This is a genomic window from Streptococcus suis (genome assembly GCF_046032515.1).
Classification (GTDB): domain Bacteria; phylum Bacillota; class Bacilli; order Lactobacillales; family Streptococcaceae; genus Streptococcus; species Streptococcus suis_AL.
In genome coordinates this window covers 21131-35935 of sequence record NZ_JARQPJ010000024.1, presented here as the reverse complement: position 1 = coordinate 35935, position 14805 = coordinate 21131, and the positions used below count along the sequence as shown (strand labels likewise).

Annotated in this window: 15 protein-coding genes and 16 tRNA genes; 30 read left to right on the top strand and 1 reads right to left on the bottom strand. The window is 41.8% G+C overall.

The window, feature by feature from the left end:
- Positions 1 to 2: 2 nt before the first annotated feature.
- The 22 genes from P7J49_RS09835 to recO all read left to right on the top strand — a co-directional run bounded on the left by P7J49_RS09835 (position 3) and on the right by recO (position 7315).
- Positions 3 to 75: transfer RNA gene (locus P7J49_RS09835), tRNA-Val, on the top strand.
- Between the two features lie 2 nt (positions 76 to 77).
- Positions 78 to 150 (top strand) — tRNA-Asp (locus P7J49_RS09830).
- A gap of 65 nt (positions 151 to 215) precedes the next feature.
- Positions 216 to 288 (top strand) — tRNA-Lys (locus P7J49_RS09825).
- Between the two features lie 3 nt (positions 289 to 291).
- Positions 292 to 373, top strand: a tRNA-Leu gene (locus tag P7J49_RS09820).
- A gap of 18 nt (positions 374 to 391) precedes the next feature.
- Positions 392 to 464, top strand: a tRNA-Thr gene (locus P7J49_RS09815).
- A gap of 12 nt (positions 465 to 476) precedes the next feature.
- Positions 477 to 548, top strand: a tRNA-Gly gene (locus P7J49_RS09810).
- A 7-nt stretch (positions 549 to 555) separates the two neighbouring features.
- Positions 556 to 639, top strand: a tRNA-Leu gene (locus P7J49_RS09805).
- Between the two features lie 18 nt (positions 640 to 657).
- A tRNA-Arg gene (locus tag P7J49_RS09800) sits at positions 658 to 731 on the top strand.
- A gap of 47 nt (positions 732 to 778) precedes the next feature.
- A tRNA-Pro gene (locus P7J49_RS09795) sits at positions 779 to 852 on the top strand.
- Positions 853 to 864: 12 nt separating this feature from the next.
- Positions 865 to 938: transfer RNA gene (locus P7J49_RS09790), tRNA-Met, on the top strand.
- Positions 939 to 954: 16 nt separating this feature from the next.
- A tRNA-Ile gene (locus P7J49_RS09785) sits at positions 955 to 1028 on the top strand.
- A 6-nt stretch (positions 1029 to 1034) separates the two neighbouring features.
- Positions 1035 to 1124 (top strand) — tRNA-Ser (locus P7J49_RS09780).
- Between the two features lie 10 nt (positions 1125 to 1134).
- Positions 1135 to 1208, top strand: a tRNA-Met gene (locus P7J49_RS09775).
- A 15-nt stretch (positions 1209 to 1223) separates the two neighbouring features.
- Positions 1224 to 1296, top strand: a tRNA-Phe gene (locus P7J49_RS09770).
- A gap of 31 nt (positions 1297 to 1327) precedes the next feature.
- A tRNA-Ile gene (locus P7J49_RS09765) sits at positions 1328 to 1401 on the top strand.
- 12 nt (positions 1402 to 1413) lie between these two features.
- Positions 1414 to 1501: transfer RNA gene (locus P7J49_RS09760), tRNA-Ser, on the top strand.
- A gap of 59 nt (positions 1502 to 1560) precedes the next feature.
- Positions 1561 to 2397: a rod shape-determining protein MreC gene (mreC, locus tag P7J49_RS09755; protein WP_024419582.1), complete on the top strand. Its 837-nt coding sequence runs from the start codon at positions 1561 to 1563 to the stop codon at positions 2395 to 2397.
- Complete coding sequence (gene mreD / locus P7J49_RS09750) at positions 2387 to 2902, top strand: rod shape-determining protein MreD (RefSeq protein ID WP_029186667.1); 516 nt, start codon at positions 2387 to 2389, stop codon at positions 2900 to 2902. The genes mreC and mreD overlap by 11 nt, the downstream gene beginning before the upstream one ends.
- A gap of 84 nt (positions 2903 to 2986) precedes the next feature.
- Positions 2987 to 4228, top strand: coding sequence for a peptidoglycan hydrolase PcsB (gene pcsB / locus P7J49_RS09745; RefSeq protein ID WP_408570569.1), 1242 nt, complete (start codon positions 2987 to 2989; stop codon positions 4226 to 4228).
- A gap of 102 nt (positions 4229 to 4330) precedes the next feature.
- Positions 4331 to 5299: a ribose-phosphate diphosphokinase gene (locus P7J49_RS09740; protein WP_029186665.1), complete on the top strand. Its 969-nt coding sequence runs from the start codon at positions 4331 to 4333 to the stop codon at positions 5297 to 5299.
- 86 nt (positions 5300 to 5385) lie between these two features.
- Entirely contained in the window at positions 5386 to 6564 is a 1179-nt protein-coding gene (locus P7J49_RS09735) for a pyridoxal phosphate-dependent aminotransferase (protein ID WP_023368972.1), read from the top strand.
- Positions 6551 to 7315: a DNA repair protein RecO gene (gene recO, locus P7J49_RS09730; RefSeq protein ID WP_408570568.1), complete on the top strand. Its 765-nt coding sequence runs from the start codon at positions 6551 to 6553 to the stop codon at positions 7313 to 7315. Before P7J49_RS09735 ends, recO begins: the two co-directional genes overlap by 14 nt.
- An 11-nt stretch (positions 7316 to 7326) precedes the next feature.
- Here the strand turns inward: recO and P7J49_RS09725 are convergent, their stop codons facing one another.
- Complete coding sequence (locus P7J49_RS09725) at positions 7327 to 7668, bottom strand: hypothetical protein (RefSeq protein WP_029186663.1); 342 nt, start codon at positions 7666 to 7668, stop codon at positions 7327 to 7329.
- Between the two features lie 106 nt (positions 7669 to 7774).
- On the opposite strand from P7J49_RS09725, the gene P7J49_RS09720 reads away from it, so the two are divergent.
- The 8 genes from P7J49_RS09720 to purC all read left to right on the top strand — a co-directional run bounded on the left by P7J49_RS09720 (position 7775) and on the right by purC (position 14798).
- The gene (locus P7J49_RS09720) at positions 7775 to 8509 is read left to right on the top strand and encodes a response regulator transcription factor (RefSeq protein ID WP_408570567.1); all 735 of its coding nucleotides are present in this window, start codon (positions 7775 to 7777) and stop codon (positions 8507 to 8509) included.
- Entirely contained in the window at positions 8506 to 9870 is a 1365-nt protein-coding gene (locus P7J49_RS09715; RefSeq protein ID WP_408570566.1) for a sensor histidine kinase, read from the top strand. Before P7J49_RS09720 ends, P7J49_RS09715 begins: the two co-directional genes overlap by 4 nt.
- A 322-nt stretch (positions 9871 to 10192) precedes the next feature.
- The gene (locus P7J49_RS09710) at positions 10193 to 10927 is read left to right on the top strand and encodes a hypothetical protein (protein WP_408570565.1); all 735 of its coding nucleotides are present in this window, start codon (positions 10193 to 10195) and stop codon (positions 10925 to 10927) included.
- A gap of 26 nt (positions 10928 to 10953) precedes the next feature.
- A complete protein-coding gene (locus tag P7J49_RS09705; RefSeq protein WP_408570564.1) occupies positions 10954 to 11829 on the top strand; it encodes an ABC transporter ATP-binding protein in 876 nt (291 codons plus the stop codon).
- Between the two features lies 1 nt (position 11830).
- Positions 11831 to 12601: a hypothetical protein gene (locus tag P7J49_RS09700; RefSeq protein ID WP_408570563.1), complete on the top strand. Its 771-nt coding sequence runs from the start codon at positions 11831 to 11833 to the stop codon at positions 12599 to 12601.
- A 123-nt stretch (positions 12602 to 12724) separates the two neighbouring features.
- On the top strand, positions 12725 to 13732 hold the full coding sequence (gene plsX, locus P7J49_RS09695; RefSeq protein ID WP_408570562.1) for a phosphate acyltransferase PlsX: 1008 nt from the start codon (positions 12725 to 12727) through the stop codon (positions 13730 to 13732).
- Positions 13725 to 13973: a phosphopantetheine-binding protein gene (locus tag P7J49_RS09690; RefSeq protein WP_105153218.1), complete on the top strand. Its 249-nt coding sequence runs from the start codon at positions 13725 to 13727 to the stop codon at positions 13971 to 13973. The genes plsX and P7J49_RS09690 overlap by 8 nt, the downstream gene beginning before the upstream one ends.
- A 117-nt stretch (positions 13974 to 14090) precedes the next feature.
- Positions 14091 to 14798, top strand: a complete 708-nt coding sequence (purC, locus tag P7J49_RS09685) for a phosphoribosylaminoimidazolesuccinocarboxamide synthase (RefSeq protein WP_024387993.1) — start codon at positions 14091 to 14093, stop codon at positions 14796 to 14798.
- The last annotated feature ends 7 nt before the right edge of the window (positions 14799 to 14805 follow it).

Here is a 14805-nt window from a genome sequence, read left to right as displayed (position 1 = left end):
TTGGGAGTTTAGCTCAGCTGGGAGAGCATCTGCCTTACAAGCAGAGGGTCAGCGGTTCGATCCCGTTAACTCCCATAGGTCCCGTAGTGTAGCGGTTATCACGTCGCCCTGTCACGGCGAAGATCGCGGGTTCGATTCCCGTCGGGACCGTTCAAATAGTCTGGGAGACTATTTGAAGTTGGAGATAGAGCAAACGGAGTTTGCTTCATATTTTCGACTCGTTAGCTCAGTTGGTAGAGCAATTGACTTTTAATCAATGGGTCGCTGGTTCGAGCCCAGCACGAGTCATATGCGGGTTTGGCGGAATTGGCAGACGCACCAGATTTAGGATCTGGCGCTTTCGAGCGTGGGGGTTCAAGTCCCTTAACCCGCATAGAAGAAATATAATTTAGCCGGCTTAGCTCAGTTGGTAGAGCATCTGATTTGTAATCAGAGGGTCGCGTGTTCAAGTCATGTAGCCGGCATTAGGAAAGATTGCGAACGTAGTTCAGTGGTAGAACACCACCTTGCCAAGGTGGGGGTCGCGGGTTCGAATCCCGTCGTTCGCTTTGAGAGGCCGGGGTGGCGGAACTGGCAGACGCACAGGACTTAAAATCCTGCGATGGCAACATCGTACCGGTTCGATTCCGGTCCTCGGCATGAAGATTATAATAGTTAGCACCCTTAGCTCAACTGGATAGAGTACCTGACTACGAATCAGGCGGTTAGAGGTTCGACTCCTCTAGGGTGCATCACTCGCTTAATGGAGACGTTAGGGGAGCTTTATTTTTAATAGTATCGGGAAGTAGCTCAGCTTGGTAGAGTACTTGGTTTGGGACCAAGGTGTCGCAGGTTCGAATCCTGTCTTCCCGATTATATTATTTTGGCGGTGTAGCTCAGCTGGCTAGAGCGTCCGGTTCATACCCGGGAGGTCGGGGGTTCGATCCCCTTCGCCGCTATATATTCTTGTTTGCTGGACCTTTAGCTCAGCTGGTTAGAGCTCTCGGCTCATAACCGAGCGGTCGTAGGTTCAAGTCCTACAAGGTCCATATATTGGAGGATTACCCAAGTCCGGCTGAAGGGAACGGTCTTGAAAACCGTCAGGCGTGTAAAAGCGTGCGTGGGTTCGAATCCCACATCCTCCTTTTCTACTACCGCGGGATGGAGCAGCTAGGTAGCTCGTCGGGCTCATAACCCGAAGGTCGTAGGTTCAAATCCTGCTCCCGCAATTTCTTTAAGAATTTGGCTCGGTAGCTCAGTTGGTAGAGCAATGGATTGAAGCTCCATGTGTCGGCGGTTCGATTCCGTCTCGCGCCATTAATTTAACTTTGTCCAAGTTTATTATCTTGGGCGCGTAGCTCAGATGGTTAGAGCGCACGCCTGATAAGCGTGAGGTCGGTGGTTCGATTCCACTCGTGCCCATATTATATTGATGGAGAATTACTCAAGAGGCTGAAGAGGACGGTTTGCTAAATCGTTAGGTCGGGTAACTGGCGCAAGGGTTCGAATCCCTTATTCTCCGTAGTGAACGAGATTATCGCTTGATATTCTCGTTTTATTGTATCTTGGTGAGGGTCTATTATGAATAAATTTTCAAAATTAGTAGTAGTTGTTTCTATCTTTTTATTACTGTCATTTTCTCTTTTATTTGTGACTTTCTCTAAGGGGTTACAGGTACCATATTTAAATAATATCGTTAGGGTTGTTGTAACGCCAATTCAATCGGTTATTTCAGTGCCTACTAGATTTTTTTCTGAGCAGAAAGATGTCTTGACAGATTTGATGAACGCTTACGAGGAAAATAAACAATTAAAGGAAGCTATTATGAGCCTGGAAGGGATGGCTGCTGAAAATACTAGCTTGAAAGAAGAGAATGCATCGCTTCGTAGCAGTTTAGGTGTGGTATCTGATTTTCCTGAAAAACAACTTATTCCGGGATCAGTTTTGGTGAGGACTCCTTCATCGTGGTCGGAGCATATTTCAATTAATATTGGTGAGACTAGTGGTGTGACATCTAATGCACTTGTGGTTGCTAATGGTGGATTAGTTGGAATCGTGAGTTCATTGAGTTCAGATTCGGCGGTTGTTACCTTATTTACGAATTCGGATGAATTCACGAAGTTGCCTGTGAAAATTTCTGTTGATTCTAAAGAAATTTATGGTATTTTATCGGGCTATGATGCAGATACAAATAGTTTTATCATTAATCAGTTGAACTCAGCTGATGAAATTGCAGTGGGTAGCAATGTTGTAACGAGTGATTTGGCTGGTGCGACTTCGGCAAATATCCAAATTGGTAAAGTTTTATCGGTTAAATCAAATAGTAACAGTTTAAATAGAGAAGTATATGTAGAGCCGACAGCTAGTTTTTCAAACATTTATTCGGTTTTAGTGGTAGGTCAAACAAATGCGCAATAAAATGATAGAAATATTCATGTTTCCCATCTTGTTCTTTATTTTATTACTTGATGGACAGATTTCAACGTTGGTAACAAATTGGTTGGTTGGATTATTTACTATTTCAAGTCATTTGGTACTTATGTTAGCTATTTTTTATGCTAACTATGTGTCTCTTGGTTTTTCATTATTCATATTTACTTTGCTAGGTTTGGTATATGATATTAGTTATCTTAATCTGATTGGTATTGCTACTACAACCCTTCCTTTAGTTTTGTATTGCATCTATTTCTTCTTCCAAAGTGCAGTCAGCAAGCGAGGAATTAATATTCTGATTTTACTAGTAGCTATTTTTCAATTTGAATTTATTAGTTATTCATTTGCTCGTATTTTTCATATAACAAACTTGTCTGTGTTTATCTTTGTTTTTAATAAATTACTTCCAAGTTTACTATTCAATTTGGCCTTATTTTTCGTACTACAGCCGTTATTTGAGCGTTTATTTGGAATAACAAACAAGACATAGAAATGTAATAATTGCGTAATATACTTACGCAATTTTTTTGATAAAATGAGAGAGTCAGAAAGTATAGAGGAGTTATGTTCGGATATGAAGAAAAAAATCTTGGCTACAATTATGTTAAGTACAGTCGTTCTATCTAATGCTAATTATGTAGCTGTGATTAGTGCGAATGATGTAGATAGTCAGATTGCAGCAAAAAATCAACAGATTAGTGAGTTGACAGCACAACAAGCTGAAGCTCAACAACAAGTTGATGCTATTCAAGGACAAGTTGATGCAATTGTTAGTGAACAGGCGAAATTAACAGAAGAAAATACTCGTTTGGAAGCAGAATCGCAGACATTGGCGGCAGATATTGAGCGTTTGTCAGCTGATATTGTGTCACGTGATGGTGCTTTAAAGGAGCAGGCGCGTAGTGCTCAAGTTGATGGCTCTGCTTCAAGCTATATTAATACAATTTTAGATTCAAAATCAATCGTTGATGCTGTTTCTCGTGTTAATGCAATGCGTGAGATTGTTTCAGCTAATAACCGTATGTTGGAACAACAAAAAGCTGATAAGGAAGCAATTGTTGAAAAACAAAAGGCAAACCAAGAGGCAATCACTACTTTGGCAGCTAATCGCCAAAAATTGGAAGATGACGCTCAAGTATTGCAAGTGCGTCAGGCTGAATTGGAAGCTGCTAAGTTAAATTTGGCTGTGCAGAAAGCTACTGCTGAAGATGAGAAAAATTCATTGTTGGCGCAAAAGGCGGCTGCAGAAGAAGCAGCTCGTCAAGCGGCAGCTCGTCAAGCGGAGTATCAAGCACAACAGGCAGCTCTAGCACAGCAACAAGTAGCCTCAGTATCAGCACCAGTCGTGTCAACGCCAGTAGAAACTACAGTGACTGAAACGGTTGCGACAGTATCACAATCTACACCAACGGTAAGCACACCTACAACGTCTACATCATCAGGTTCAGGTAGTTCAGCGGCAGCAAATAATGCGCGTTATGACGCTTCATCTTACCCAATTGGTGAGTGTACTTGGGGAGTTAAATCTCAACTTTCATGGGTTGGTCCTTACTGGGGAGATGCTAAACAGTGGTTAGCATCAGCACGTGCTGAAGGTTTTAGCGTTGGTACAACACCTCAAGTTGGCGCAGTTGCTGTTTGGGTAGGCGGTGCTTATGGTCACGTCGCACTTGTAACAGCAGTTGAAAGTTCTACAAATATTCAGGTTTCTGAATCAAACTATATGGGTCGTCGTTATATTGGTAACCACCGTGGTTGGTTTAATCCTACAACGACTTCTGAGGGAGCAGTTTACTATATTTACCCTCCATATTAAGAAATTTTCAAATAGAGCGTGTAGATTTGCGCTCTATTTTTGTTTGAAAAATGAAGGAAAAAGGGTTAAAATAGTAAAGGTAGAAATATATAGGAGGCTGTCATGGCGTTTACTGACTTAAAATTGTTCGCTCTTTCGTCAAATCAGAAGTTAGCTGAACAGGTGTCGAAAAAAATAGGAATTCCTCTGGGAAAATCAAGTGTTCGTCAATTTTCAGATGGTGAGATTCAGGTAAATATTGAGGAATCCATTCGTGGAACTCATGTGTATATTCTTCAATCCACTAGCTCACCAGTTAATGATAATTTAATGGAAATTTTGATTATGGTTGATGCTCTTAAACGTGCATCTGCTGAATCAGTAAACGTAGTAATGCCTTATTATGGTTATGCACGCCAAGACCGGAAGGCTCGTGCACGGGAACCAATTACATCAAAATTGGTAGCTAATATGTTGCAGACAGCGGGTGTCAATCGTTTGTTGACAATTGATTTGCATGCTGCGCAGATTCAGGGATTCTTCGATATTCCTGTTGATCATTTGATGGGTGCTCCATTGATTGCGGATTATTTTGAGCGTCGTGGTATGGTAGGTGATGGCTATGTTGTTGTATCACCTGACCATGGTGGTGTGACACGTGCCCGTAAGTTAGCACAGTTCTTGAAGACACCGATTGCTATTATTGATAAACGTCGTAGTGTTGATAAGATGAATACATCAGAAGTGATGAACATTATTGGCGATATTAAGGATAAAACTTGTATCTTGATTGATGATATGATTGATACTGCGGGTACCATCTGTCATGCAGCGGATGCTTTGGCAGATGCAGGGGCAACGGCTGTTTATGCTTCATGTACGCACCCAGTATTGTCAGGGCCTGCTATGGATAACATTAGTAAGTCAGCAATTAAGAAATTGGTTGTTCTTGATACAATTGAAATTGCAGAAGAACGCTTAATCGATAAAATCGAACATATTTCAACGGCAGAATTATTAGCGGAAGCGATTATTCGTATTCATGAAAAACGTCCCTTGTCGCCTTTGTTTGAGGCAAGTCGTGTTAAATAAGTATGAGGAGAGTCAAATGACTCTTCTTTTTTACATTTATTTTCAAAATGTATTATAATAGTTTTATATGTTTTTGAGGTGGCAGAATGGATTTATTAAATCGTTTTAATAAGAATTTGAATCGGATTGAGGTTTCGATGATTCGTCAGTTTGATCAGTCTATTTCGGATGTTCCAGGGATTTTGAAACTGACCTTGGGAGAACCTGATTTTACAACGCCTGACCATGTTAAAGAAGCGGCTAAGGCTGCTATCGATGCTAACCAGAGTTATTATACTGGTATGGCTGGTCTTTTGGAGTTGCGCCAAGCGGCAGCAGAGTTTGTGGCTGAAAAATATAATTTGCACTACAATCCAGAAAATGAAATCCTCTCTACAATCGGTGCGACAGAAGCTCTATCAGCAAGCTTAGTTGCTATTTTGGAAGCTGGAGATACGGTACTTCTACCTGCCCCTGCCTATCCTGGTTATGAACCGATTGTCAATATGGTGGGTGCAGACATCGTTGAAATTGATACGACAGCTAATGATTTTGTGTTGACACCTGAGATGTTGGAAGAGGCGATTATTGAGCAGGGGGATAAGCTAAAAGCTGTCATTCTCAACTATCCTGCCAATCCAACGGGTGTGACCTACTCACGTGAGCAGATTCAGGCCTTTGCGGATGTCTTGCGTAAATATCCTGTCTTTGTCCTGTCGGATGAGGTCTATGCGGAGTTGACTTATACTGGTCAGCCTCATACTTCGATTGCGGAGTTTTTGCCAGAACAGACCATTTTGATTCAGGGCTTGTCCAAGTCCCATGCCATGACAGGTTGGCGGATTGGCTTGATTATGAGTCAAGCTCCCATCATCGCTCAAATTATTAAGAGCCATCAGTATCTTGTGACAGCGGCGTCAACTGCTATGCAGTATGGTGCAGTTGAGGCCCTGAAAAATGGTAAGGATGATGCTCTTCCGATGCGGGCGGAGTATGTCAAGCGTAGGGATTACATCATCGAGAAGATGACAGATTTAGGCTTTAAAATTATCAAGCCTGATGGAGCTTTTTACATCTTTGCAAAAATCCCTGCGGGTTACAATCAAGATTCTTTTAGCTTCTTGCAAGACTTTGCGAGAAAGAAAGCGGTGGCCTTTATTCCAGGTGCGGCCTTTGGTCAATATGGAGAAGGCTATGTGCGAATTTCCTATGCGGCTAGTATGGAGAAGATTCAAACAGCCATGGCTCGTTTGAAGGAATATCTGGAAGAAAATGGAACGAATTGAAACCAGGGGATTAGTCCTTTACAATCGGAATTTTCGGGAAGATGACAAGCTAGTCAAGATTTTTACGGAGAAGGCTGGCAAGCGAATGTTTTTCGTGAAACATGCCTCTAAGTCCAAGCTGGTAGCTTCTATACAGCCTTTGACCTATGCGGATTTTATCGTTAAAATCAATGATGACGGTCTATCTTATATCGAAGATTTTCATCAGGTGCAACCTTTTAAGGCTATTAACGGTGATATTTTCAAGCTCAGCTATGCTACCTATATCTTGGCCTTGGCAGATGCGGCCTTGCAGGATAAGGTTTATGACCCAGCCCTCTTTGTATTTTTGGTCAAGACCTTGGACTTGATGGAGTCGGGTTTGGACTATGAAATTTTGACCAATATCTTTGAAATTCAGCTCTTGGGACGATTTGGGATCAGTCTGAATTTTCACGAGTGTGCTTTCTGTCATCGGGTTGGCTTGCCTTTTGACTATTCCTACAAGTACAGCGGTGTCTTGTGTCCGCAACACTATCAACAAGATGAGCGACGGGCTTATCTGGAACCCAATGTTCCCTATCTACTTGATCAATTTCAGGCTATTTCCTTTGATGAGCTGGAAACCATCTCCATCAAGCCTGAGATGAAGCGAAAATTACGGATTTTTATCGACCAAATATATGAGGAATATGTGGGCATTCACTTGAAATCCAAGAAATTTATAGATGATTTGTCTTCTTGGGGGCAGATTATGAAGCCAGAAGAATAAGAACAGCCTTCTCAATGGAGAGGGCTGTTTTGTAGATATTCCCTTAATTCTGTTTGGGCTTGGAGTGGTGTCAGGACAGCTAGGAAGGAGAGGTGGCTTCGGAAGCAGACTTGGTAGTCAGGCTCTTCATCAATCAAGATGAGCTGTCCAGTGTCATCTCGCTGGCGAATGGTTTTTGCTACCTTCATTCCATCCCAGAATATGTTTTGAGGGGTATTTATGATAAAATAGTAGTTAATTTGATGGGCGACGGGAAAATCTTCCTTGTGTTTGACTTGGAAGGGTCGCCCAAGTTGGTTTAAAATCCTTTCTATCGTGTTTGGATAGAAGAATGGTTTTAGGATATAGATCATGTAGGTTCCTTTCTTTTCTTTGATATATCTTAGTATAGGAGATTTTAGAGAAAATGGGGTGGAGCTGTCATGAACAGTCTTTATTTTGTCATGAATGGGGGATGAGATGTTACGGATTTTTATCTTGGAAGATGATTTTATGCAACAAGCTAGGTTGGAGCAGGCGATTGAGGAAGTTGTAAAAACGAGTGACGTTGCCTACAAGACCTTGGAAGTGTTTGGTAAACCTCAGCAGTTACTGGAGGCTGTGACAGAGACTGGAAATCATCAGCTCTTTTTCCTAGATATTGAGATTAGAGGTGAGGAGAAGAAAGGGATGGAGATTGCACGGGAGATAAGGGCGCGTGATCCGCATGCTGTGATTGTTTTTGTGACGACGCATTCGGAATTTATGCCTTTGACCTATAAATACCGTGTGTCGGCTCTTGATTTTATTGATAAGGGGTTGGATGAGCTTGCCTTTAAGGAAGCGGTGGCAGATGTTCTCCAACATGCTTATCGTCATATCAGTCAGACTGTGAGCGATGATGCTTTTGTTTTCAAGAGTGAGTTTTCTCAGATTCAAGTTCCTTTTTCAGATATTTTGTATTTTGAAACCTCTTCAACGCCTCATAAGGTCGTCTTGACAACCAAGTCAGGTCATACAGAGTTTTATGGCAAGGTGTCAGATATTGCTAAAACAGATGAACGCTTGTACCAGAGCCATCGGGCTTATGTGGTCAATCCTGCTAATATTCTTCGTGTGGATGCTGTGGAGCGGATGGTTTATTTTGAACAGGAGGAATCTTGCTTGGTCTCTCGAATGAAACTGAAAGGTTTGCTGGAGAGGGTTGGGAAATGATGGCTATTGGTTTAGTATTTCTAGTGTCCTTCATCGACTGGTTTATCAAGCTTGGAGTGTTTAATCAGTTGAGTCAGCTGAGCTTGAAATGGTGGCGATCGCTTGCTTTCTCAGGTCTATTTTCTGGGTTATTCATCCTTTTTCCAGATAGTGTTCCTTACCTTGAACCTTTTTATTTCTTGGTCTATCTCTTGGTGTTTCAGCGGTCTTGGACTTGGTCTCAATTCTTGTTCTACGGTTTGGCACCTTTTGTCTTAGTTGATTTATTTCAGCGAACCTTTGGGATTTACCAGCTTAAGTGGACAACCTTTCAACTATGGCAGATGAATCTGGAATGGCTTGATGTTCTCTTTGTGGTAGTGGTTCTCTTACTTTTTGTTCCTTTTTATCGAACCTTTATCCGTTTGCTGGGAATTGATTTTCAGCACATGAAGAGGGTCTTTGCCTATCCTAAGTTTAAAAAGAGTCTCAAGAACCTCATTTATTCTATGCTCTTCTATGTTGTTGTGGTACATGCGTTGCTCGTTTTTGGGCAATCAGTAGGAGAAATGGACTTTTCGGTAGCTATTGGCATAGGGGACAGTCAGGTTTATCTAGATTTTATTAAGATTTACTTTGCTTACTTTATCGGTAGTCTCTTTTTCCTCAACACCAAGCTAAAAGAGCTGTTGACTGAGGAATTGCAGGAAGCAAAGGATGCTCAATTATCTTCTTTAGAAGACTACAGTCAGCATGTGGAAAGCCTGTATAAGGACATTAGAAGTTTTCGACATGATTATACCAATATCTTGGTTAGTCTGAATGAAGCTATCAAGCAGGAAGATGTGAGAGAAATCAAGGTAATTTACCAAACGGTTCTTGCAGGGACAGACCAGAAATTTTACCAAGATTCCTATGATATTGGAAATCTAGCTCATCTGGATAATACTGCGATGAAAAGTATTTTATCTGCTAAGCTGATGGAGGCTCAAAGTCGGGGGATTCAGCTGACCGTTGAGATAGAAGAAGCCAGCACCGCTCCAGTAGGGATCGAATTGCTGGATATGGTGACTATCTTATCAATCTTTTTAGACAATGCCATAGAGGCAGCCAGTTTGTCAGCTGAGAAGAGTCTGCTTGTAGCTTATTTTGAAGACCAAGGTGAAAAAATCCTTATCATCGAAAATAGCACAACCGAAGAGAAGATTCAGACAAAATCTATCTTTTCTTATGGAAAATCCAGTAAGGGAGAGGGGCGAGGGATTGGTTTGGCCAATGTGCAGAAAATCCTGTCACACTATCCATCTATTAGACTGGTGACGACTAGTCAGGCTTTTCGATTCCGTCAAGAACTACATGTACCGCATACGGTTAAAACATAATATTTACCGTTCATGACAAATAAACGACCATTCATTAGAGTGGTCATTTTTTATTGCTCTTTGGGGGTATACTCTTCTTGTAAAACAAATCAATACTCTTCGAAAATCAAAATCAGGCGTTGTTGACTTGATTTGATGACTGAAAAGCTCCAGTGGAGTTTTTCAGCCTGTTACTTGAAAATATGAAAAGTAACAGAGTTCTATCTGCGCCATATAGACACGAACGATGTTCGCTCTATTTCCAACCTCCAAAGGTTCCCCAAACCTTTGGAGCTAGCCTGATTTTGATTTTCATTGAGTAGTAGTCCTAAGGAGTTAAATTATGAATCTGTTTCCTTCAGTATTTCAATCCGTTTTTAAAAGACGTGATGTGAATATTCTTTTAGCCTTTGTCTTCTTGCCCTTGCTAGTATCTAGCTTGGCTGGTATAGGAGCTCAAATCAACACAGATGTGGCAAGTAGTTGGCTTTCCTTTATCGTGTCGGCTTTGGAGTTGCAATTCCAGTTGGTCTTACCTGCCTTAATCATGGGCTTTATCGTATCGTCGGTCTTTCGTGATGAGATTGGTTCAGGAATCCTGTTTCTTTACAAGGATATCAAGAAATCCAGCATTCTTCATGCTAAGTTGCTCAGTCTCTTTGCTGTCTATATGATTTATTTCTTAGGGACAGTCCTTATCGCTAGTCTGACCTATGTCGTTACCATTGCTCCCCGACATGGTTTTCACTGGCTTCCTGCTCATCAAGCTGCTTATAGTTTGCTCTATATCTTGACGATGATTGGTTTAAATCTGATTTTGCTTAGTCTGGTAGCGGCAGTATCTATCAAGCGAACAACCATAATGGCTGTCTTGACTGGGGTACTTTTTAACCTTTTTGCTCAAATTGCTCCACTTTTAAATGGTTTTCGCTATACTTTCCCACAGACCTATGCGACCAAACTGGCTGGACAGTTTCCATTTGGACTTGCTCTTGCCATTAGTCTAGGTTTGATTCTGCTATATTTTGGATTGGCCTATCGTTCGGCACGCAAGAATTTTGAAAAAATTGAATATTAAAGATACCTAAGAAAGAGAGAATAACAATGCTTACAATCAAGAACCTATCAAAACAATTTACTGGAAATGACTTTTACTCATTAAAAGATGTGAGTTTGGAGATTAAAAAGGGTGAAATCGTCGGCCTTATCGGTAAAAACGGTGCTGGGAAATCGACCTTGATGAAATTGATGGCTAAATCCCTCAAGCCGACAACAGGAAGCATTACCTATAATGGTGTGGATATTCATACGGCAGATAACTTGCTCAAGGATTTTGGGATTATGATTGACCCTGTTTTCTATCCAGAGATGTCGGTTATTGATAATTTGAAGTTTTACCTGACCTTGCATGGTAGGACAGAGATGTTTCCAAATATTGAAAAGACTCTCAAGCTCTTAGACTTGTGGGAGGCTCGCAACCGTAAGCCAAAAGGGTTCTCATTTGGTATGAAACAGCGGACGGCCTTGGCTATCGCGATGGTAGCAGAGCCAGACTTCCTTATCTTGGATGAGCCTTTTGTGGGCTTGGACCCTGTCGGTGTTCAACAGTTGATCGATATTCTCAAATCTTGGTCACAGGAACGCAATATCTCTATGCTGATTTCCAGTCACCAGCTTGGCGAGTTGGAGGCTCTCTGTGAGCGTTATGTCTATATCGAAAAAGGTCAGTTGGCAGATGAGTTTGCTGGGCAGTCAGCTCCAAGCGTCTTGGTAGAGGTTGATAGCAGAGCAGATAAGAAAGCTCTCTCAGCCTATCTGACAGAAGCGATTACTCTGGATGGGGATATCCTAGAGATTTCCACTCAGGCAAGCAGTGGAGAACTCAATGCTGTCCTATCCTACCTAGCTAGTCAAAACTTGATCAGCAAGCTTCATGTAAAAGAAAACCACTTGAAAGAAATTTTTAGTCGAGGTGAATAGTATGTTAGCAATTTTTAAACCTGTTTTTGCCAGTGTTTGGAAGAGGAAGGAAACCAAGATTTTCCTTGCCTTTGCCCTCCTCTTTCCGACTCTTTTTCTGGCTGCAAGCTTCTTGCCCAAAGGTTCCAACTTCATGGTGCCTGGTGTAAGCGACGGCTATCTTTATTCGTTTGTAGCTCTGACTGGTAGTTTATTTAAGTCTTCAAATGACTTTACTCTACCTATTCTTGCCCTTTTCTATCTGACCTATACGGTCTTCAAGGGTGAGGCGGATAGTCATACTATGTTTCTCTATAAGGACATCAAGCGTCAGGACATCTTTTTGGCCAAGGTCTTGAGTCTGGTGACGATTGTCCTTATTTATACAGGAATCTTTCTATTGGTGATGGTACCTTATTACTACACACGTATTGGTCATTTGGACTATGCAACCTTGAGTTTCTGGGATCATCTGGCGGATGAAAATGCAGGATTTGCACAAAGTATCCTTGGTGGTATGCTAGATATGTTGGTCTGTGTCTTACTGGCTGCTTGTGTTTCCTTGTACTCAGGGGTCGGAGCGACTATGGCAGTTGCCTTTGGTTACTCACTTGGGTCAAGTATTTTAGCAGTATTTGGTTTGGCTAGCTTCTTTCCAACTGGTAATATTAATGCCTTGTATGAAGGAGCAAGCCTGTTTTCAACATTAGGAACATCTGTTTTGGTTACTTTGGTTTATTCGACGGTATTAGCTTATCTTACCTTGAAGTATTTTAAGAAGATGGAATTTTAAGGTGTTATCCCTTTTCTTGCGAGAGAAAGGGGATTTTTGTTTTGCTCTGCTATTTTCAATAATAGGAAAAAAGCTGAAATCGTGCTATAATATCTCTAAGACTAAAGTGAAGGAAATAGATAAATGAAACGTATTGCAGTAGATGCTATGGGTGGGGACCACGCCCCTCAGGCAGTGGTCGAAGGTGTCAATCAAGCCTTGGCTGCCTTTCCAGACATTGAAATTCAACTTTATGGTGATGAGGCTAAAATCAAGCAGTATTTGACAGCGACAGAGCGTGTCAGCATTGTTCATACCACGGAGAAAATCAATTCAGATGATGAGCCTGTCAAGGCGATTCGTCGTAAGAAAGAAGCTTCGATGGTCCTAGCGACCAAGGCTGTCAAGGATGGTCGGGCAGATGCGGTCTTGTCAGCTGGAAATACGGGTGCTCTTTTGGCGGCAGGCGTCTTTGTGGTTGGCCGTATCAAGCATATCGATCGTCCTGGTCTTATGTCTACTTTGCCGACTATGGACGGTAAGGGATTTGATATGATGGACTTGGGAGCAAATGCTGAAAATACAGCTCATCACCTCTATCAGTATGGTATTCTTGGCTCATTTTACGCGGAGCACGTGCGTGGTGTCAAACAACCTCGTGTGGGACTTTTGAACAATGGTACGGAAGATACCAAGGGCACGCCAGTTCACCAAGAAGCCTATAAACTCTTGGCGGAAGACAAGTCCATCAACTTTATCGGTAATGTGGAGGCGCGTGAGTTGCTCAACAGCGTGGCAGATGTGGTCGTGACGGATGGTTTCACGGGAAACGCTGTCCTGAAAACCATTGAGGGAACGGCTAAATCCATCGTTGGTCAGTTGACGGGCTCTATCAAAAATGGCGGTCTGCGTGCTAAATTGGGTGGTCTTTTGGTCAAACCAACCTTGAAAAAGGCGCTTGGTGCTATGGATTATAAAACAGCAGGCGGTGCTGTCTTGCTTGGTCTGAAGGCACCTGTCATCAAGGCGCACGGGTCTAGTGATGCTCAATCAATTTTCTATACCATTAAGCAGACGCGTTCTATCTTGGAGGCCGGTATTGTGGAGAAATCAGTGGCCAAATTTTCAGTAGTGGAGGAAGACAATGAATAGAGAGCAGGTCTATCAGCGGGTTGTTGAATTAATTCAGGATGAAAAGGGAGAAGATTTTCAAGTTCAACCTGAATCTACTTTGGCAGATAATATTGCAGCAGATTCAGTAGAAATCATGGAATTTGTTCTTAATTTGGAGGATGAATTTCATGTAGATGTCCCAGATGCTGCTATTGAGCATTTTGAGGTCCTATCTGATATTGTTGATTTTATTTATGAAGAAGTAAAAAAACGTTCGTAGTTTACGGGCGTTTTTCTTTATTTTTTTACAAAATACCGTTAAATGCTTTTTTACACGAATGTTATGTGATAGAATAAACGAAAAGACTAGAATATTTTACGAAAGGCGAACATTCTCATGAAAACAGACCTTCTCTATTCAGGAAAAGCCAAAGACATCTACGCTACGGCTGACAGCGACCAGATTGTTGCGGTTTATAAGGATCAGGCAACAGCTTTTAATGGTGGTAAGAAAGAACAGATTGTGGGCAAGGGCCGGCTCAATAATCTGATTTCATCTTTGATTTTTGAAAAATTGAATGAAGCTGGTGTCCCAACGCATTTTATCAAGCGTTTGTCGGATTCGGAGCAGTTGAATAAGAAGGTGGAGATTATTCCTCTTGAGGTGGTCTTGCGAAATGTGACAGCTGGGTCTTTCTCAAAACGCTTCGGTGTGGAGGAAGGGATAGCCTTACCTACTCCTATCGTGGAATTTTACTATAAAAAAGATGAGTTGGACGATCCTTTTATCAACGATGAACACATTGCCTTTCTAGAACTGGCTAGTCAGGACCAAATCGCCTATATCAAGGAAGAAACAAGACGAATCAATGAATTCTTGAAGGACTTGTTTGCTCAGATTGGGCTGACTTTGGTGGACTTCAAACTAGAATTTGGGATTGACTCTTCTGGGCAAATTTTATTGGCGGATGAGTTTTCTCCTGATAATTGTCGTTTGTGGGATGCGGATGGCAACCATCTCGATAAGGATGTTTTCCGTCGGGGTCTCGGGGAGTTGACCGAGGTTTACGAGGTCGTATTGGCAAAGTTACAAGAAGTGAAATAAGGATTGG